Below are 17,588 nucleotides of genomic sequence, written 5' to 3' on the forward strand. Positions count from 1 at the left end.
GTTCTCGTCGCGGTCTGCGTCTCGGCCGTGTCGCTGCGCAACCTCTCGACGATCGAGGAGACGGCCGGCTGGACCGAGCACACCCACAAGGTCCTGGCCGAGATGAAGCGCATCACCGGCGCCATGGTCGATCAGGAGACCGGCCTGCGCGGCTACCTCATCACGGCGGACGACGCCTTCCTCAACCCCTATCGGAACGGCCAGCAGGCCTATGCCGCGGCCTTCGCGGCGGCGCGAACGCTCACCGCCGACAACGCCGTGCAGCAGGGGCGGCTCGCCGCCCTCGACGGATTCGCCCGGCAATGGCGCGAGGGGGTGGCCGAGCGCGAGATCGCCCTGATGCGCGACCCCTCCACGCAGGAGGCGGCGCGGCGCCTCGAGGCCTCCGGCGCCGGCAAGGCCGCGATGGACGCCCTGCGCGCCAAGGCGAACGAGATCATCGCCGACGAGGCCGCGCTGCTCGGCCGCCGCAGCGCAAGCGCCGCGGAGGCCGCGAGCCTGTCGCGGATGGCGGCCGCCGTCGGGCTCGGCGCCATGATCGTGGTCGCGGCCCTCGGCCTCCTCATGCTGCATCTCGGCATCTCCCGCCCGATCACCGCGCTGACCGGCGCCATGAGCCGGCTCGCGGACAAGGATCTCGGCGTGGCTATCCCCGGGGAGGGCCGCGGCGACGAGGTCGGCGCGATGGCCGCCGCCGTCGGCATCTTCAAGGCGAACATGATCCGGACCGGCGCCCTGGAGCAGGAGGCGGAGCTCGCCCGCGCCGGAATCGAGGCGCAGCGCAAGGCGGCGATGCGCGCGATGGCCGATTCCTTCGAGGGCGCGGTCGGCAACATCGTCGGCGCGGTCTCCGCCGCGGCCACCGAGCTGGAGACGACGGCGCAGTCCATGAGCGCGAACGCGGCCCAGACGAGCAGCCAATCGACCACCGTCGCCGCGGCGGCCGAGGAGGCGGCGACGAACGTCACCATGGTCGCCACCGCGGCGAAGGAGCTCGGCGCCTCGGTCCACGAGATCGGCCGGCAGGTCGACGGGGCCGCGACGCTGGCCGAGGGCGCCGTCGCCCAGGCCGGCGAGACCGCTGCCCTCGTGCAGGCGCTCTCCCAGGGCGCGGCCAAGATCGGCGAGGTGGTGGGCCTCATCTCTAGCATCGCCGGCCAGACCAACCTTCTTGCCCTGAACGCCACGATCGAGGCCGCGCGCGCCGGCGAGGCGGGGCGCGGCTTCGCGGTCGTCGCGGCGGAGGTGAAGGAGCTCGCGACCCAGACCGCCCGGGCTACCGACGAGATCTCGCGCCAGATCGGCGAAATCCAGGCCTCGACGGAGGGGGCCGTCGCCGCCATCGAGGGCATCACCGGCCGGGTCCGCGAGATGAGCGTCGTCGCCGCGACGATCGCCGCGGCCGTCGAGGAGCAGGGCGCGGCCACCCAGGAGATCGTGCGCAACGTCAGCCAGGCCGCCACGGGCACCAACGAGGTCACCGCCAACATCTCCGGCGTCGCGAACGCGGCCGCCGGAACGGGGGCGGCCGCCTCGCAGGTCCTCGTCTCGGCCTCGGAGCTGTCCCGGCAATCCGAGCATCACGGCGCGGAGGTGACGCGGTTCCTCGCGACGGTCCGGGCGGCCTGACCGGGCCGGATCAGCGGCCCCGCCGCCAGAGGCCGGCCCGCTCGGAGCGGGCCTGCTCCTCGGCGGCGAGCAGATCGGCGGGCGCGTCGGCGGTGGCGCGGGCGCCGCCGGCCGCGAGGATCAGCGAGGCGAGGTCGTCGCCGTCGATCCGGCAGCGCTGGGCGGCGCCGTCCGGCTCCCCGGCGGCCGGCAGGCAGACCACCTCGCGCCGGCGCAGGTAGCGCGCGAGCCGCCGGGCGGAGGCGCCGGGCTCGCCCTCGACGCCGAGCAGGCGGATGGTGCGGCCCCGGATCGCCAGGGTGCCCGTGTCGATGACCTCCGGCACGCCGCGCAGCTCAGCGCCGGAGGGCGGCGCCTCCTGCACCGCGACGGTGGGCACGGGCTCGGCCCTGGCGGCGGAGGGACGCTTGCGCCGGCTCGCCATCTGGGCGCCGGCACGCTGGACGAAATCGCGGAAGATGCCGGCGGGCAGGTCGCCGCCGCTGACCTTGGCCATCGGCGTGTTGTCGTCGTTGCCCACCCAGACGCCCACCACCATGTCCGGCGTCACCCCGACGAACCAGGCGTCGCGATATTCCTGCGTCGTGCCGGTCTTGCCGCCGACCGCGAGCCCGGGAACCCGGGCGCCCTTGCCGGTGCCGCCGTCGACCACGGCCTGGAGCGCGTCGAGCATCATCGCGCGGCTCGCCGTGCTGAGCACCGTCCAGGAGGTCGGCGGTCCGCGCAGGTGCAGGGGCTTGGGCCCCGCCCCGCGGATCGCATGCACCGCGTAGGTCTCGACGGGCGCCGCGCTGGCGAGGACGCCGGCATAGGCGCGGGTCATCTCCAGGAGCGTGACTTCCGCCGAGCCGAGCGCCAGGCTCGGCACCTCGGGCAGGTCCGACTGCACGCCGAGCCGGCGCGTAGTCTCGATCACGGCCGGGATGCCGACCTCGTCGGCGAGCTGCGCCGCGATCGTGTTGATCGATTGGGCGAAGGCGGTCCGCAGGGGCACGGCGCCGCGGAAGCGCCCGGTCGCGTTCTGCGGCTCCCAGTCGCCGATCTGGATCGGACGGTCGACGAGGACCGATTCGGGCGTGAACCCCTTCTCGAAGGCGGCGAGGTAGACGAAGAGCTTGAAGAGCGAGCCGGCCTGGCGCTTGGCCTGGATCGCCCGGTTGAACTGGCTGTCCTCGTAGTCGCGCCCGCCGACGAGGGCGAGGATCGCGCCGTCCTTGGCCAGCGCCACGAGGGCCGCCTGGCCGACCCGCTTCTTGGCGCCCTCCCCTTCGAGGCGGCGGGCGACGACGCCCTCGGCGAGGCTCTGCAGGTCGAGGTTCAGGGTGGTGCGCACGGTGACGTCGCCGGACGTGTCGGCGAGGCGCTTGGCGTCGGCCGCGACCATGTCGAGGAAGTAGTTGGTGCCGGGCGGCGTCTCCGGCGGCGTGCGCAGGGTGACGGTCTGGGCGCGGGCCTCGTCGGACTGCGCCGCGCTGATCGCGCCGGTCTCGACCATGGCCTGGAGCACGACGTCGGCACGCTCCTTGGCCCCGCCGAAGTTGCGGGTCGGCGCGAGCTGTGAGGGCGCGCGCACGAGGCCGGCCAGCATCGCGGCTTCGGGCAGGGTCAGGGCCTTGGCGCCCTTGCCGAAATAGCGCCGGGCCGCCGCGTCGATGCCGTAGGCCCCGGCCCCGAAATAGGCGGTGTTGAGGTAGCCGAGCAGGATCTCGTCCTTCGACATCCGCGCCTCCGCCCGGAAGGCGAGGAGCGCCTCCTGGATCTTGCGGCGCAGGGACTTTTCCTGCGTCAGCGAGGTGAGGCGGACATATTGCTGCGTGATCGTCGAACCGCCCTCGCGGATGCCGCCGCCGACCGCGTTGCGCCAGAGCGCCCGCGCCATGCCGCGGGGGTCGATGCCCCAATGGTCGTGAAAGCGCCGGTCCTCGATGGCGATCACGGCCTGAGCGAGGTGGGGCGGCAGGTCGACTGCTGTCAGCCGCTCGCCCTGGAACGCGCCCCGCGTCGCGAAGACGCGCCCGTCATCGGCCTCGACGGTGAGCGCGCGCTGCCCTGATTCGGGCGCGACGCCGCCGAGCGGCGGAAGTGTCGCGGCGCTGTAGGCGACGAGGCCGCCGACCAAGAGGACGGGCAGGCCGATCACGGCGAGGATCGCGGCGCGCCAGGGTTTCGATCCGAGGCGTTCCCTCCAGCCGGAGGACGCGGTGGGTCCTCCAGTCCGGGCGCGGCCGCGGCGAACCCGATCGCGCAGGCCGGCCGACCCGCGGGCGAGCGCCTCCGCGGCAATGCCCGCCCGGCGAAGCGCGCCCCGGCCGCCGCTCCTCGCAAGGATGCCGAGTTGGCGCCCGAGCAGGCGCGCCGCCGAGGCGGCCTCGCGCGCGGCGGCCCGCGCCTCCGACGACGGGCTCGGGTCTCCGGACGCGCCCTTTGGAGCAGCCGGCGAGGCGGCGGTCTCGGTGGGCTGCGCCCCGCCGCTGGGTCGTTCCGGATCGAGGGAGGTCATCTCACCTTGTCCGCCGGAAGCCGGCTCCGGCACAATCCCGTCCGCGCGGGGTAACCCGGCACCCCTAGGCGGCCGGTGCCGTCGGCGCGGGACGCCCCGCCGCGTCGTGGCGGCCGCGAAGCTGGAACGCGAGGATGAGGAGCATGATGCCGAAGGCGACGGCGTAGCCGCCGAGCCACCAGGTCAGCACCAGGGCGGAGAGGCCCGGATTGATGAGGAGCGCGATCCCGAACAGGACCGAGACGAGCCCGCCGAGCGCCAGCCACCAGCGCCCATAATGGGCGTGCAGCTTGAAGGCCGCCGCCAGCATTAGCCCGCCGCTGACGAGCGCCCAGAAGGCGACGAGGTAGACGAAGGCCCAGACGGCCGCCGCCGGCACCAGGAAGGCCGCGACGCCGACGAGGATGTCGAGGATGCCCTCGGCCAGCAGCAGACCCCAGCGCTCGTGCTTCTGGGCGGCGCGGACCGCGGCCACGATGCCGCAGAGCCCATCGACGAGCATGTAGGCCGAGAAGAACAGGACGAGGGAGAGCACGAAGGCGCCGGGCGCCACGAAGGCGATGGCGCCGAACAGGATGGCGAAGACGCCGCGCAGCGCCATCAGCCACCAGTTCCGGGCGAGCACCGTGCTCATCGCGTCGAGCCGCTCGGCCCCCGCCGGCGCCGTCGCGACCTGCGGCGCGCTCATCCGCTCCCCGGTTCCACCCGCCGACATCCGCCTCTCCGTCCACGGCCGGGCGGCCGCGGACCATGAACGCCGTGCCCGCTGGGCGCGTTCCGCGAGGCCTAGGGCAAGGCTTCGGTCATCAGCACGCGCGCGGGCGTGGGAGCGAGCGCAGGCGCGGTCTCGATCGGCGGGCCCGCGAGGCCGGCGGCCAGCGCCGTCACGCCCTCGTACTGGTTCAGGCGACGGTCGATCATGCCGTCGATCCGGTCCCGGAGCTCGGCCACGGTCAGGCCGCGCCGGCCCTTGCCGGTCTTCTGGGTGAAGAGGTTGCGGTTGGCCCGCGCCGCCGAGCGGAACGCCTGGGTGGCGACCTCGTCCGGCTTCTCGGCGCTGAGCGTCAGGAAGCGGCCGGCGCTCGCGGTGCCGAGGAAATGCGCGAGGTAGAGCTCCGAGGTGTCGAGATCCCGGCCGATGCGCCGGGCGATGCGGGCCCGGTCGCGCTTGATCAGCTCGCCCGCCATCAGGGCGGCGGTGTAGGGGTCACGCCGCAGGCGCAGCACCCGCGTGCGCATCGCCTCGTTGGCGATGGTGATGGCGCCGCCGCGGCCGGTGACGGCCGCAGCCTCCGCCTCGAGGCCGTAGCGGGCGCCGTGCGCCCGGATCAGCTCCAGCCAGGTGCCGGTGAGGAACTGGAACAGGCCCTCGGCCGAGGAGGTCGCGGCCTTCGCCTTGGTCGAGAAGCTCGATTCCTTGTCGGCGAGCGCCATCATGTAGACGGGGTCGACCCCGGTCTCCGAGGCGGCGCGCAGGATGGTCTCGACGATGTCGCGCGGCACGGTCATGTCGCCGAAGCGCAGGGCGTCGCCGGCCTCGCCGCGGGGCTTAGGGAGAGCGGCGAGGTCCGTCTCGATCAGGGCCAGGGTGGCGGGCTCCTGCTCGATCAGCGGAACGCCCGCCCAACCGATGCCGGGCTCCGGCTGCGCCTCGAGAGAGGGTGCCTGCGTCTCGGCCGGCTGCATCTGGGCCTGCCGGGCGAGCGTCTGCGCCGTGAAGGCGCGCTCGTCGATCCGGTCGTGGGCCGAGGCCGCGGGCGCCAGCGCGTTCTGCGGCAGGGTCGAGCCCAGGACCAGGCCGGCGACGAGCGTCGCGGCGGTGCGGCGGGTGAGCCTGGAGAGAATGCGGCCCTTGGTGCGGCCCTTGGTGCGGCCCTTGGTGCGGCGCTTGCCCAGCGCGGTCCGCGACGGCCGGGCCGCGGTGTCAGATTCGGTCACGGTCTCGTTAGGCACGAGACGGCTCACGTCGTCGGCGCAGAGCGCCGGCTCCGGGAAAACCCCCATCATCCATCCTTGTTCGTGCCGCGGCGTTCTCGGGCGCGGCTTCGATCGTTCAGCGGGCGGATGTCTCGCCGCTGGCTGTGACCAGAATGGGACAGCGCCGTGATCCAACCGTGGCGCCGTTAACAGAGGGTTAAGCGCTTCTATTTACGTTATTTTAACCCTTCGTTCGGGTGCGGTTCAGGCGAAGCGCGGCAAAAAGGCGTCCCTGCCGGGCTTGGAACGAAGCCTGGCGCGCCCAGTTAGCAGGGCTACGCGCGGCGGGCTCATCTGAGCCGGGACCAAAACCGTCGCGAGCCCAACCAAGGAAGTCCTTTCCCTATGAGCATGCAGTCCGGTCGCCGCGTCGGCGTCGCCTTCGTCGGCATGGGCGGCGCTGTCGCCACCACGGCCATCGCCGGCATCGAGATGATCAAAACCGGGTCGAACCGCCTCGACGGCCTGCCCCTGGCCGGCCTCTCCGTCGCCGGCATGGCGGATTACAAGGACCTCGTCTTCGGGGGCTGGGACCTCAACGACGACGACCTCGCCCAGGCGGCGGCGGGCCACGGCGTGCTCACCCGTCAGGACATCGAGAACGGCGCCCAGGTCCTGAAGGGCATCAAGCCCTGGCCGGCCGTCGGCAGCGCCAAGTTCTGCAAGAACATCGAGGGCGGCAACCGCATCGTGGCGGCCGACCACCGTGAGGCGGTCTCGGTCATAGCCAATGACCTGCGCCGCTTCCGCATCGAGAGCGACCTCGACGAGGTCGTGGTCGTCAACCTCGCCTCGACCGAGCGCTGGCCCGACCTCTCCGCCCCGGTGCTCAACTCCTCGGCCGCCTTCGAGAAGGGTCTCGACGCCAGCGACGAGTCGATCAGCCCGGCGATGCTCTACGCCTACGCGGCGATCAAGAGCGGCGTGCCCTACGCGAACTTCACGCCGAGCTTCGCGGCCGACGTGCCCGCGCTCCTCGAGCTCGCCCGCGAGCTCAACGTGCCGGTGGCCGGCAAGGACGGCAAGACCGGCCAGACCATGATGAAGACGGTGCTGGCGCCGGCGCTCAAGGCCCGCGCGCTCCACGTCGACGGCTGGTTCTCGACCAACATCCTGGGCAACCGCGACGGGCTCGCCCTCAACGACAAGGACTCGCTGCAGTCCAAGCTCAACACTAAGGGCACGGTGCTCGACTCGATCCTCGGCTACCCCGTCGAGGACCACCTCGTGCACATCCACTATTACCGCCCCCGCGGCGACGACAAGGAAGCCTGGGACAACATCGACGTCACTGGCTTCCTCGGACAGCGCATGCAGATCAAGGTCAACTTCCTCTGCAAGGACTCCATCCTGGCCGCGCCGCTCGTCATCGAGATCGCCCGCGTCCTCGACCTCGCCAAGAAGCGCGGCGACGGCGGCGTGCAGGAGCAGCTCTCCACCTTCTTCAAGGCCCCGATGGTCAAGAACGGCCACGGCCCGGAGCACGCCTTCGGCAAGCAGGAGACGATGCTGCTCGACTGGCTCGGCGTGAACTGAAGCCGGTCTCGTCCGGGTGGCTACGTCCCTCCCACGTGCATCGTCGCGCACGGGGAGCGCGACGGGCTCCCTCTCCCAGGGGGAGAGGGTTGGGGTGAGGGGAGTAGATTCTCCGGAGAGGGCACGCCCCTCACCCTGTCCCTCTCCCCCTAGGAGAGGGAACCCGCGCTCCGCTCGACGAAAGTCCAGGGTGATCCCGTGATATCGCCTGCTGCCCCTCTTGAACTGCGCGAGCTCCTCGTCGAGCTGAACGACCTCAAGCGCGTCCGGTCCGCCGGCCGTGCCGGCTCCATCGCTGAGCGGCTGTTCGCGCAAGGGTGGGCGGCGCTCACCGGCGGTAGCCCGGCCGAGGAGGTCGCCCTCGAGATCACCGCCAAGGCGCTGGCTGCCGCGCGCCTCTGCGACCTCGACGACGCCTTCCTCGGCGCGGCCGGACTCTCCGACGAGGCGGTGGGCGACGTGCTCGTCGCCGGTTTCGACGCGGTGGCGTCCCATATCGATTCCACCCTGGCCGACCGGCTGCGCGACCGCCTGCGGCACCGCCGGTCCCTGCCCGCCGGGCCGCTGCCGGGCTTCGTCGCCGCGCTGGCCCAGCAGCCGCGTGCCGGCGTCACCTGTCCGGGCCGGGCCCGCATCCTGCTCGAGCCGCCGGAGAACCACGCCGAGCACTGCCTCATGGTCGCCGTCTACGGCGTGGCCCTGAGCCCGTTCTACCGCGCCGATCCGACCCTCGTCTTCGTCGCGGCCATGAGCCACCATTTCCACAACGCCGCGATGCCGGATGCCGGCTTCACGGGCGAGATGCTGCTCGGGAACCATCTCGGGCCCATGATGGAGCGCACCACGCAATGGGCGCTGGGCGAGCTCGACCCGGACCTGCGCGTGACGGTCGAGCGGGCCCGCGCCGTGCTGCCGGACGACGCCACGGCCGAGGGCCGCGCCTTCCACGCCGCGGACGCCATCGACCGCGTCCTCCAGATCGCCCAGCACCTGCGCGCGGCCTCGCTGACCATGGCGACGGTGCTCGACGACATGGAACTTGTGCATGCCGGGCCGGTAAAGGGATTTCACGATCGGGTGCTGACGGATATGCGCATCCCGTGAAAGCCCGACGCGAGGGATGTCCCTCATGATCCCGTTCGCCCTGGAATCGCCCGAGACGGGCAACGCCCTGAATCCGGACACCGCGCATTCCCTTCGCGACGCGAAGACGGGCGCGCGCTGGCCCGTGATCGACGGCATCCCCTACCTGCGCACGAACCGCGGGGATCTCGTCGCGCAGACGCTTCGACTGCTCGACGACGACAAGCCCGACCTCGCCCTCGAAGGGCTGCTCGCCGACCAGGACGATTGGTGGACCGGCCCGCCGGCCGACCCGATCGACCTGCACCGCCTCGTGAAGGACCGGGATACCGCCACGCTGAGGGACGCCGTGGCGCTGCTCGGCTGGGGCCGGGTCGGCGACTACTTCCTGCATCGCTGGACCGATCCGACCTTCCTCGCCGGCCTCACGCTGCTCGAGGCGCATTGGAACGACCCGGCCTGCGTCTTCGAGTTCGCCTGCGGCATCGGACATTACCTCGGCGCCTTCGCCGGGCGCGGCGCCAAGGTCGCCGGCGCCGACGTGGTCTTCGCCAAGCTCTGGGTGGCCCGGCACTGGGTCGTGGGCGGAAAGGCGCAGCTCGTCTGCTTCGACGCCGCCTCGCCGCATTGGCCCGTCGTCGGATCGCCGGTCGACCTCGTCGTGTGCAACGACGCCTTCTACTTCCTCGACGACAAGCCCGGCCTCCTCGAATGCCTGCGCCGCACGGCCGGCGACGACGGCTGGCTGGCGCTGAGCCACATCCACAATGCCGAGCGCCCCGGCTTCTCGGCCGGCCGCGCGGTCTCGGCGGAGGAGATCGAGGAGCTGTTTCCCGACGGGCTCGTCTACGACGACGACGAGCTCACCCGCGCCCTCGTCGAGTGCCGGGCCCCGGGCCCGCGGGCGCCGGCGGAGCTTCGGCGATGCGAGGCCTTCTCCATCGTGTGCGGCGCCGGCATGCGGCCCGCGCCCCGCATCGTCGCGGACGGCATCACCCTGCCGCGCGAGGGGGCGCTCCTGCGCCTCAATCCCCTCTACGTCCCGCAGGGAAGCGGCTACGCCATCGCCTGGCCCTCCGAGCGCTACGAGGCGGAATATGCGGGCCGGGCCACCTATCCGGTCCGCTCGCCCGGGCCCGAACGGCTCGACTGGGTCGGCCTCGACTCGGCCGACGCCGCCCGCGTCCGCCGCCGCGAATTCGTCGACCTGCCGGAGCGCTGGTGATGGGCGATGCCGTCGGCTGGGGGATCGTCGGCTTCGGCTGGGTCGCCCGGGACTACATGGCGCCGGGCATCCGGGAGGCCGGGCACCGGCTCGTGGCGGTCTGCGATGCGAGCGAGACCTCGCGCGGCGCGGCGGAGGATGCCGGCGCCCGCGCCTATGCGACCCTGCCGGAGCTGATCGCCGACCCTGAGGTCGAGGCCGTCTACGTCGCGACGCCCAACCACGTCCATCGCGAGGCCGTCGAGGCGCTCGCCGCCGCCGGCAAGGCGGTGCTCTGCGAGAAGCCGATGGCGGCCGGCCTCGCCGATGCCGAGGCGATGGCGGAAGCCGTGAGCCGCAGCGGCATCCTCTACGGCACGGCCTTCGACCAGCGCCATCATCCCGGCCATCGGGTCATGCGGGCAATGGTTCGCGAGGGCCGCCTCGGCACCCTGACCGCGATCCGGATCGTCTATGCCTGCTGGCTCGACCGGGGTTGGACGTCGCTGAAGGGGGAGGACAACTGGCGCATCGACCCGGCCAAGGCCGGCGGCGGCGCGCTGATGGACCTCGCCCCCCACGGCATCGACCTGATCGACTTTTTAGCCGGCGAACCGATCGCCGAGATCGCTGCGCTGACGCAGGCCCGCGCCCAGGATTACGCCGTCGACGACGGCGCCCTCCTGATCGGCCGCACGGAAGCCGGCGTGCTGGCGAGCCTGCACGTGGCCTACAATTGCCCGGACGTGCTGCCGCGCCGACGGCTCGAACTCGTCGGCACCGGCGGTATGCTCGTGGCCGTCGACACGATGGGCCAGGTCTCGGGCGGCTCCCTGACGTTCACCGACGGTACAAGCGGCGCGTCGGAAGAGATCGCCTTCGATGCGCAGGCCTCGCCCTTCACCGAGCAGGTCCGCGCCTTCGGCTCGGCCCTGCGCCGGCCGGAGGAGCGGGCGGCCTACTCGGCCGAGCGGGACCTTCACACGATGCGCCTCCTGGCGGCGGCGTACGGGAGTGGCGCCTGATTCAAGAACGAGCGGAAGTGAGCCAGACGTGAGTGAACACGACCAGGACGGCAGGGCCCGCGACGCGCGCATCGCTGCGCCGCGTCCCTACCGCTACGGCGCCCCGCGCCGGATCGAGGGCCTGCCCGCAGGCCTGCCCGAGCCCGTACGCGCCTATCTCGACGTGCTGCCGCCGGGCCGGGTCGTCGGCTTTCCCCTGGCGCCCCTCGACCGCACCGGCGTTCCGGTCTGGTTCGTGTCGCTCTTCCTCGACGATCCCTTCTTCGTGGGCGCGATGCCGAGCGGCATCGGCTACGGCGCCACCGACGACGAGGCGCTGATCGGGGCCGTGGCCGAGATCGCCGAGAACTTGATGCCCTCGCTCGCGGTGATGCCGCGCAAGAAGGAGCGCGGCTCGTACGACGATCTTGTTCGTGTCTTCGGCGCGGGCGCGGTCGCCGACCCGCTGACCCTCTGTCTGCCGGCCGGCAGCCCGGTCGGCCGCGGCACGACCCTCGAATGGACGCCGACGATCCGCGCCCGGACGGGCGAGACGGTGCTGATGCCGCTGGACATCGCGGCGACCGACTATTTCGAGCTCTCGGAGGGCTACAAGCCCTTCACGAACCTCATCACCAACGGCCTCGGCGCCGGGCCGGACGTCGAGTTCGCGCTGGGCCACGGCCTCCTCGAACTCCTGCAGCGGGACGGCAACGGCCTCCTGTTCCGGGCCCTCGACCAGGGCGTGATGCTCGACCTCGACGGGATCGGCCCCGAGAACCGCGCCATGCTCGACCGGCTTCAGGCCCTCGGCATCCGGGCGCTGCCGAAATTCGCCACCGACCAGTTCGGCCTGACCAACATCTACGTGGTCGGCTACGACCGGAACCCCGCCGACGCGCCGGCCCCGATCGCGCTCTCCGCCTGCGGCGAGGCCTGCGACCCGGATCGCGAGCGGGCGCTGCGCAAGGCGCTCCTCGAGTTCCAGGCGGCCCGCGTGCGCAAGGCCTTCGGCCACGGCCCCCTGAGCTTCGCCGAGCGCGTGACGCCGCCCGGCTATGTCCGCGCCTTCATCGAGAAGGCTCTGCCGAGCCTCGACCTCGAGGAGAGCCGGGCCCTCAAGGCCATGCTCGAATGGATCGTGCTGCCGCCGGAGGGCCTGCACGACGTCTTGAAGGACACGGTCTATTCGGAACGCAGCACCAAGGCCTTCTCGGAGCTGCCCACGACGCCGGCCGCGGATGGCCACGCGCGCGGCCGCATCGCCCGCGAACGCCTGGACGAGGCCGGGTTCGACGTCCTCTACGTCGATTGCAGCCCGCCCGGCAGCGGCATAGGCGTGGTGAAGGCGATCGTGCCGGGGCTCGAGGTCGAGACCATGAGCTACCACCGCATCGGCGAGCGCAACGCGCGCAAGCTCGTGGAGCGCGACCACCCGCTGATCCGCTTCGGGCAGGAGAGCGACAGCCTGCGCCCGGTGCGCCTGACGCCCGAGGCGATCGAGCGGTTCCGCGGCCAGCCGCTCTTCGACACCGCCCTCGCCGACCGGATCGTCGGCTCGCACTACCCGCTCTACCGCGAGCCGGAATCGCACCACGCGCCCTTCCGCCTGGAGCAGCAGGGACGGGCGGCGTGAGGTTTTTTTCCGTTCGCCAGAAGCATCTGCGTAGCGCCCTCCTCTGTCATTCCGGGGCGCCGCAGGCGAGCCCGGAACCCAGAACCATAGGTCGGTCTTCAGCTTGCCGCGTCAGCGGTTCTGGGTTCCGGGCTCTGCTTCGCAGCCCCGGAATGACAAGGTTGAGCCCGGTCAGGAGCCATCCATGACCCTGCGCTTCGCCTACAACACCAACGGCGCGGCCAACCACCGCCTCGACGACGCGATCGATCTCATCGCGGCGGCCGGCTACGACGGCGTCGCGCTGACGCTCGACATCCACCACCTCGATCCCTTCGCCGAGGGCTGGGCGCGGGAGGCCGAGCGGGTGGCGGGCCGCTTGGAGCGCCTGGGGCTCGGCTCCGTCATCGAGACCGGCGCCCGCTTCCTCCTCGACCCGAGGGCCAAGCACGAACCGACGCTGGTCACGGCGGACGCCGCCGGCCGCGCCCGCCGCGTCGGCTTCCTGAAGCGGGCAATCGAGATCGGCGCCATCCTGGGCTCCGAGGCCGTGTCCTTCTGGGCCGGCGTGCCGAAGCCCGGCGTGGACCACGACGCGGCGCGGGGCTGGCTGCGCGAGGGTCTCGCGGAGGTCGCGGCCTATGCCGAGGCGCAGGGCGTCGTCGCCTGCCTGGAGCCAGAGCCCGGCATGCTGGTCGAGACCCTCGACGATTACGCCGCCCTCGACATCCCCGGCCTTCGTCTGGCGCTCGACACCGGCCACTGCCTCGTGACCGGCGAGCGCGAGCCGACCGCGGCCGTGCGGGAGTTCGCCGACCGCATCGGCACCGTCGCCATCGAGGACATGGCGCGGGGCGTCCACATCCACCTGCCCTTCGGCGAGGGCGACATGGACGTGCCGGGCGTCCTCGACGCCCTCGACGGGATCGGCTTCGCGGGTCTGATCTGCGTCGAGCTCTCCCGCGAGAGCCACCGCGCCGACGTGATGATCCTGCAGGCGCTCGCCTACCTGCGCGCGTGCCGGAGCCGCCCATGAGGATCTGCTTCGTCAGCCGGCGCTACTTCCCCGCGATCTCGGGGATGAGCGTCTACGCGCAGAACCTGCTGCGCGAGCTCGTCCGCGCGCGCCACGACGTGACGATGATCAGCCAGTACCGGGGCGACGCGTTCGGCACCCGGGTCTATGGCGGCGGGCCGCCGCCGGCGGTGCCCGGCGTCACCGTGATCGGCCTCGAGCAGCTCGGCGAGCAGAACGGGGGGAATTTCGAGCGCGACATCGACGTGATGGTCGAGACCATCTGCGCCGAGCACGCGAAGAAGCCCTTCGACGTGCTCCACGCGCAGTACGGCTACCCGACCGGCTGGGCGGTGCTGCTGGCCTCCAAGCGCCTCGGCGTGCCGAACGTGGTCTCGATCCAGGGCGGGGACGGCCACTGGGTCGGCTCCTGCTGCGAGACGCACCGGCTCGCCATGTGCCGCGTGCTCGCCCATGCCGACGCGCTGCTCATCGGCGGCCGCTCCTTCGTCGCCGAGGTCTGCGACCGACTGGGGTCGGACCCGGGCCGCTTCACGATCGTGCCCGGCGCCGTCGACACGGCCCGGTTCACGCCCGGCCAGCCGGTCGAGGGCGAGGACCCGGTGCGGCTGCTCTACCACGGCCGGGTCGACCGCCGGAAAGGCGTGCTCGATTTCCTCGACGCGCTCGAACGCGTCTGGGAGGCCGGCCTGCCCTTCGAGGCCACGATCTCCGGCATCGGGCCGGACGTCGAGACCGCCCAGGCGCGGGCGGACGAGATCGGCTTCACCTCGGCGCATGTCGCCTTCACCGGCTACGCCGATTACGACACCGTGCCGGAGCTCTACCGGCGGGCCGACGTCTTCGTCTCGCCGACCTATGCGGAGGGGTTCTCCAACACCATCCTGGAGGCCATGGCCTCCGGCCTCGCCGTGGTCTCGACCCATTCGGTCGGGGTCTCGGACTGCCTGCGCGACGGCGAGAACGGCCTCCTCGTCCAGCCCGGCGACGTGCCGGCGCTGGCCAAGGCGCTGGCCCGAATCATCGAGGACGGGGACCTGCGCCAGCGCCTCGCGCAGGACGGGCTGGAGGAATGCCGCCGGGTCTATTCCTGGGAGGCGGTGGGAGCGCAGATCATGGCGGTCTATGCCGAGGTCGCGGGCCGGGCGCCGGATACGGGCTTCCCGAGCGAGCTGCCCCACGACCCCGCCTGCCGCTTCCGCGCCGAGCCGCACCTGCTGTGATGCCGGGCCCGATCGGTCAGCACCGTCTGCCCAACCTGAACGGTCTCCCCTCCCCCTTGCGGGGAGGGGCGGGGGTGGGGGTGGTGCAGGATCGAGCGCTGCGGTGCCTCCTGCGCCACCCCCACCTCCAACTCCTCCCCGCAAGGGGGAGGAGAGGCGCGAGCCCTCAAGTCGACGATCGCACGTCACCGGCCTGACCCATGCCCACTGCGCTCGCCCTCTCGCCCCATCTCGACGACGCGGCCTTCTCCTGCGGCGGCACGCTGGCGACGCTGGCCGAGGCCGGCTGGCGCGTGGTGATGGCGACCGTCTTCACGGGTTCGGTCCCCGATCCGACCGGTTTCGCCCTCGCCTGCCAGACCGACAAGGGCCTCTCGCCCGCGATCGACTACATGGCCCTGCGCCGCGACGAGGATCGCGCGGCCGCCCGCGCGCTCGGCATCGCGGAGCCGCTGCATCTTCCCTTCCGCGAGGCGCCGCATCGCGGCTACGGCTCGGCGCCGGAGCTCTTCGCGGAGATCCGTCCCGACGACGGCATCCGCCCCGCGCTCGCCGCCGCCTTCCGAGAGTTGGTCACCGAGATCGCTCCCGACCTGATCCTGGCGCCGCAGGCGGTCGGCGGGCATGTCGACCACGTCCAGGTGGTGCGGGCCCTGCGCGACGCCGCACCGGCAGCATCGATCCTGTGGTGGAGGGACTTCCCCTATTCGGTGCGCAGCGACGTGCCGAAGGAGCCGCTCCGCGCCGATTTCACGCCTCTGCCGCCCTGCGCGGTCGGGTTCGAGGGCGAGGCGCAGGCGCGCAAGGCGCAGGCCTGCGGGGCCTACGCGACGCAGCTCGGCTTCCAGTTCGGCGGCCCCACGGGGCTCGCCGAACGCTTGGCGCAGGAGGGCGGCGTCGAGCGCTTCCGGCGCACCGGCACGCTGCCGCCGGGGCTCGCGGGTCTCGTCGCCGCCGATGCCGCCCCCTGAGCCCACGGCCCCGAAGAGCCTCGCCGATCCGGCCGTGCTCGCCGCGCGGCGCGCCCTGGCGGATGCGCCGCAGATCCAGCCCCTGCGCGAGCTCGCCCGCCGGATCGCCGCGGAGCGCGGCGCGCCGGTGCCCGATCCCGACCCCCTCGACGGCGGGGTCGCGGCGCGCCTGCTCCTGCTTCTCGAAACGCCGGGTCCGGCGATCGCCCGCACCGGGTTCGTCTCGCGCGACAACGCAACGGGCACCGCGGCGAACCTGTTCCGGTTCCTCGGCGAGGCCGGCATCGCGCGGGCCGACACCCTGATCTGGAACGCCATCCCCTGGGTGATCCACGCCGAGGGGGCCCTCAACCGCGCCCCGCGCCGCGCCGAGATCCGCGCGGCCGAGCCCTACCTCGCGCCCCTCCTCGCCCTGCTGCCGGCCCTGCGCGTCGCGGTCCTCGCCGGCCGGGTGGCGGGGGAGGCGCGCGCAGGCCTCGCCCGGCTGCGCCCGGACCTGCCCGTGCTGGCGGTGCCCCATCCGAGCCCGACCTATGTCTGCACCAGTCCCGAGGTGCCGGCGCGCATCCGCCGGGGCCTTGGCGAGGCCGCCGCGATCCTCGCGGACGGCGCCTGACTGCGCCGGGCCGCTCGCCTCACCCTGGCCTTCGGGCGGCAAACGGCCTAAATGCGGGCGAACGGGCCGCGGTCCGACAAGTCCGGGAGCATCATGCCGCCTGCAGCGGCAGGGCGTGGCGACCGGCGGAGGCGGACGCCGACACATGAACTTTGCCGGACGCGAGAAGGAGCTTGCCGACGCGGAGGCGGTCGATCCCGCATCCGCCGACACCGTTCCCGATCCCATCAAGCCCAAGCGCGCCTTCCGCGGCCGCTACGCCTGGATCGGCACGGCGGCGAGCCTCATCATCTTCGCGGTCTCGCTCGGCGTGCTCTGGAAGCTCGCCGAGACCGTCACCTGGGCGGAGCTCCACGCCGCCTTCACGGCGGCGACCCCGGGCCAGCTCGGCCTCGCCTTCCTGTTCGTCGCGGTCAGCTACCTGTTCCTGACCTGCTACGACGCGCTGGCCCTGCGCCAGCTCAAGATCGCGATCCCCTACCGCACCACGGCGCTCGCCTCCTTCACGAGCTACGCCGTCAGCTTCACCCTCGGCTTCCCGCTGCTCACGGCGGGGACGATCCGCTACTGGATCTACTCGGGCAAGGGCCTGAAGCCGGCCAAGATCGCGGCGCTCACCGTGATCGCCGGCTTCACCTTCTGGCTCGGCATGGGCGTGGTGCTGGGCCTGAGCCTCATCGTCGAGGCGGGCCAGCTCGCCGCGCTCACCTTCACGAGCATCCGCATCAACCAGGGCGCGGGCCTCGCCGCGCTCCTGGCGGTGGTCGCCTACCTCGCCTGGGTCTCGTTCAAGCGGCGCAGCGTCAAGGTGAAGGGCTGGCGCCTCGAGCTGCCCGGCGCCTCGGTGTCGCTGAGCCAGATGCTGGTGGGCATCGGCGACGTCTGTGCGGCGGCCGCCACCCTCTACGTGCTGCTGCCGGCGGGCCTGAGCGTCGGCTTCACCACCTTCGTGGCGATCTACGTGCTCGCCGCCATGCTGGGCATCGCCTCGAACGCGCCGGGCGGCCTCGGCGTCTTCGAGGCGACGATCCTGCTCGCGCTCTCGAGCCTGCCCCGCGACCAGGTGCTCGGCTCGCTCCTCCTGTTCCGGGTCTGCTACTATCTCGTGCCCTTCGTCATCGCCCTGTGCATGCTGGGGGCCTACGAGGTGCTTCGACGAGTCAGGGCGGCGCGAGGCCGGGCCGCCTGAGCGAA

Annotated in this window: 14 protein-coding genes; 11 read left to right on the plus strand and 3 right to left on the minus strand. The window is 72.5% G+C overall.

Annotated features, from left to right (window positions below; all coding sequences use genetic code 11):
- The first annotated feature begins 27 nt into the window (after nt 1–27).
- Nucleotides 28–1,629, plus strand: coding sequence for a methyl-accepting chemotaxis protein (locus MFF55_RS06695; RefSeq protein ID WP_306421389.1), 1,602 nt, complete (start codon nt 28–30; stop codon nt 1,627–1,629).
- A 10-nt stretch (nt 1,630–1,639) separates the two neighbouring features.
- Here MFF55_RS06695 and MFF55_RS06700 read toward each other — a convergent pair whose 3' ends face one another.
- The 3 genes from MFF55_RS06700 to MFF55_RS06710 all read right to left on the minus strand — a co-directional run bounded on the left by MFF55_RS06700 (nt 1,640) and on the right by MFF55_RS06710 (nt 6,136).
- A complete protein-coding gene (locus tag MFF55_RS06700; protein ID WP_238243308.1) occupies nt 1,640–4,129 on the minus strand; it encodes a transglycosylase domain-containing protein in 2,490 nt (829 codons plus the stop codon).
- A gap of 64 nt (nt 4,130–4,193) precedes the next feature.
- A complete protein-coding gene (locus MFF55_RS06705; RefSeq protein ID WP_373874741.1) occupies nt 4,194–4,844 on the minus strand; it encodes an HdeD family acid-resistance protein in 651 nt (216 codons plus the stop codon).
- A 71-nt stretch (nt 4,845–4,915) separates the two neighbouring features.
- Nucleotides 4,916–6,136, minus strand: a complete 1,221-nt coding sequence (locus MFF55_RS06710; RefSeq protein ID WP_238243309.1) for a transglycosylase SLT domain-containing protein — start codon at nt 6,134–6,136, stop codon at nt 4,916–4,918.
- Between the two features lie 315 nt (nt 6,137–6,451).
- On the opposite strand from MFF55_RS06710, the gene MFF55_RS06715 reads away from it, so the two are divergent.
- The 10 genes from MFF55_RS06715 to MFF55_RS06760 all read left to right on the plus strand — a co-directional run bounded on the left by MFF55_RS06715 (nt 6,452) and on the right by MFF55_RS06760 (nt 17,583).
- Complete coding sequence (locus MFF55_RS06715) at nt 6,452–7,642, plus strand: inositol-3-phosphate synthase (RefSeq protein WP_238243310.1); 1,191 nt, start codon at nt 6,452–6,454, stop codon at nt 7,640–7,642.
- A 225-nt stretch (nt 7,643–7,867) separates the two neighbouring features.
- A complete protein-coding gene (locus tag MFF55_RS06720) occupies nt 7,868–8,746 on the plus strand; it encodes a hypothetical protein (RefSeq protein WP_238243364.1) in 879 nt (292 codons plus the stop codon).
- A 25-nt stretch (nt 8,747–8,771) separates the two neighbouring features.
- The gene (locus MFF55_RS06725) at nt 8,772–9,950 is read left to right on the plus strand and encodes a class I SAM-dependent methyltransferase (protein ID WP_238243311.1); all 1,179 of its coding nucleotides are present in this window, start codon (nt 8,772–8,774) and stop codon (nt 9,948–9,950) included.
- Nucleotides 9,950–10,954 (plus strand): Gfo/Idh/MocA family protein, encoded by a 1,005-nt coding sequence (locus MFF55_RS06730; protein WP_238243312.1) that lies wholly within the window; start codon nt 9,950–9,952, stop codon nt 10,952–10,954. Before MFF55_RS06725 ends, MFF55_RS06730 begins: the two co-directional genes overlap by 1 nt.
- Before the next feature lie 28 nt (nt 10,955–10,982).
- Nucleotides 10,983–12,569 carry a YcaO-like family protein gene (locus MFF55_RS06735; RefSeq protein ID WP_238243313.1) on the plus strand — a complete coding sequence of 529 codons (1,587 nt, stop codon included), beginning with the start codon at nt 10,983–10,985 and terminating at the stop codon, nt 12,567–12,569.
- 184 nt (nt 12,570–12,753) lie between these two features.
- On the plus strand, nt 12,754–13,584 hold the full coding sequence (locus tag MFF55_RS06740; RefSeq protein ID WP_238243314.1) for a sugar phosphate isomerase/epimerase family protein: 831 nt from the start codon (nt 12,754–12,756) through the stop codon (nt 13,582–13,584).
- Nucleotides 13,581–14,807, plus strand: a complete 1,227-nt coding sequence (locus tag MFF55_RS06745; protein WP_238243315.1) for a glycosyltransferase family 4 protein — start codon at nt 13,581–13,583, stop codon at nt 14,805–14,807. Before MFF55_RS06740 ends, MFF55_RS06745 begins: the two co-directional genes overlap by 4 nt.
- Nucleotides 14,808–15,007: 200 nt before the next feature.
- Nucleotides 15,008–15,778 carry a PIG-L deacetylase family protein gene (locus MFF55_RS06750; RefSeq protein ID WP_238243316.1) on the plus strand — a complete coding sequence of 257 codons (771 nt, stop codon included), beginning with the start codon at nt 15,008–15,010 and terminating at the stop codon, nt 15,776–15,778.
- Nucleotides 15,765–16,394: a uracil-DNA glycosylase gene (locus MFF55_RS06755; RefSeq protein WP_238243317.1), complete on the plus strand. Its 630-nt coding sequence runs from the start codon at nt 15,765–15,767 to the stop codon at nt 16,392–16,394. Before MFF55_RS06750 ends, MFF55_RS06755 begins: the two co-directional genes overlap by 14 nt.
- A gap of 145 nt (nt 16,395–16,539) precedes the next feature.
- Nucleotides 16,540–17,583, plus strand: a complete 1,044-nt coding sequence (locus MFF55_RS06760) for a lysylphosphatidylglycerol synthase domain-containing protein (RefSeq protein ID WP_238243318.1) — start codon at nt 16,540–16,542, stop codon at nt 17,581–17,583.
- The last annotated feature ends 5 nt before the right edge of the window (nt 17,584–17,588 follow it).

Origin of the sequence: Methylobacterium iners, from assembly GCF_022179305.1 — a bacterium.
GTDB lineage: Bacteria > Pseudomonadota > Alphaproteobacteria > Rhizobiales > Beijerinckiaceae > Methylobacterium > Methylobacterium iners.

Excerpts from the sequence above, each read along its gene's own strand:
- MFF55_RS06725 (WP_238243311.1), top strand. The coding sequence starts at position 8,772 with ATGATCCCGTTCGCCCTGGAATCGCCCGAGACGGGCAACGCCCTGAAT.
- MFF55_RS06700 (WP_238243308.1), bottom strand. The coding sequence starts at position 4,129 with ATGACCTCCCTCGATCCGGAACGACCCAGCGGCGGGGCGCAGCCCACC.
- MFF55_RS06745 (WP_238243315.1), top strand. The coding sequence starts at position 13,581 with ATGAGGATCTGCTTCGTCAGCCGGCGCTACTTCCCCGCGATCTCGGGG.
- MFF55_RS06715 (WP_238243310.1), top strand. The coding sequence starts at position 6,452 with ATGAGCATGCAGTCCGGTCGCCGCGTCGGCGTCGCCTTCGTCGGCATG.
- MFF55_RS06730 (WP_238243312.1), top strand. The coding sequence starts at position 9,950 with ATGGGCGATGCCGTCGGCTGGGGGATCGTCGGCTTCGGCTGGGTCGCC.
- MFF55_RS06760 (WP_238243318.1), top strand. The coding sequence starts at position 16,540 with ATGAACTTTGCCGGACGCGAGAAGGAGCTTGCCGACGCGGAGGCGGTC.
- MFF55_RS06755 (WP_238243317.1), top strand. The coding sequence starts at position 15,765 with ATGCCGCCCCCTGAGCCCACGGCCCCGAAGAGCCTCGCCGATCCGGCC.
- MFF55_RS06750 (WP_238243316.1), top strand. The coding sequence starts at position 15,008 with ATGCCCACTGCGCTCGCCCTCTCGCCCCATCTCGACGACGCGGCCTTC.
- MFF55_RS06710 (WP_238243309.1), bottom strand. The coding sequence starts at position 6,136 with ATGATGGGGGTTTTCCCGGAGCCGGCGCTCTGCGCCGACGACGTGAGC.
- MFF55_RS06705 (WP_373874741.1), bottom strand. The coding sequence starts at position 4,844 with ATGTCGGCGGGTGGAACCGGGGAGCGGATGAGCGCGCCGCAGGTCGCG.
- MFF55_RS06740 (WP_238243314.1), top strand. The coding sequence starts at position 12,754 with ATGACCCTGCGCTTCGCCTACAACACCAACGGCGCGGCCAACCACCGC.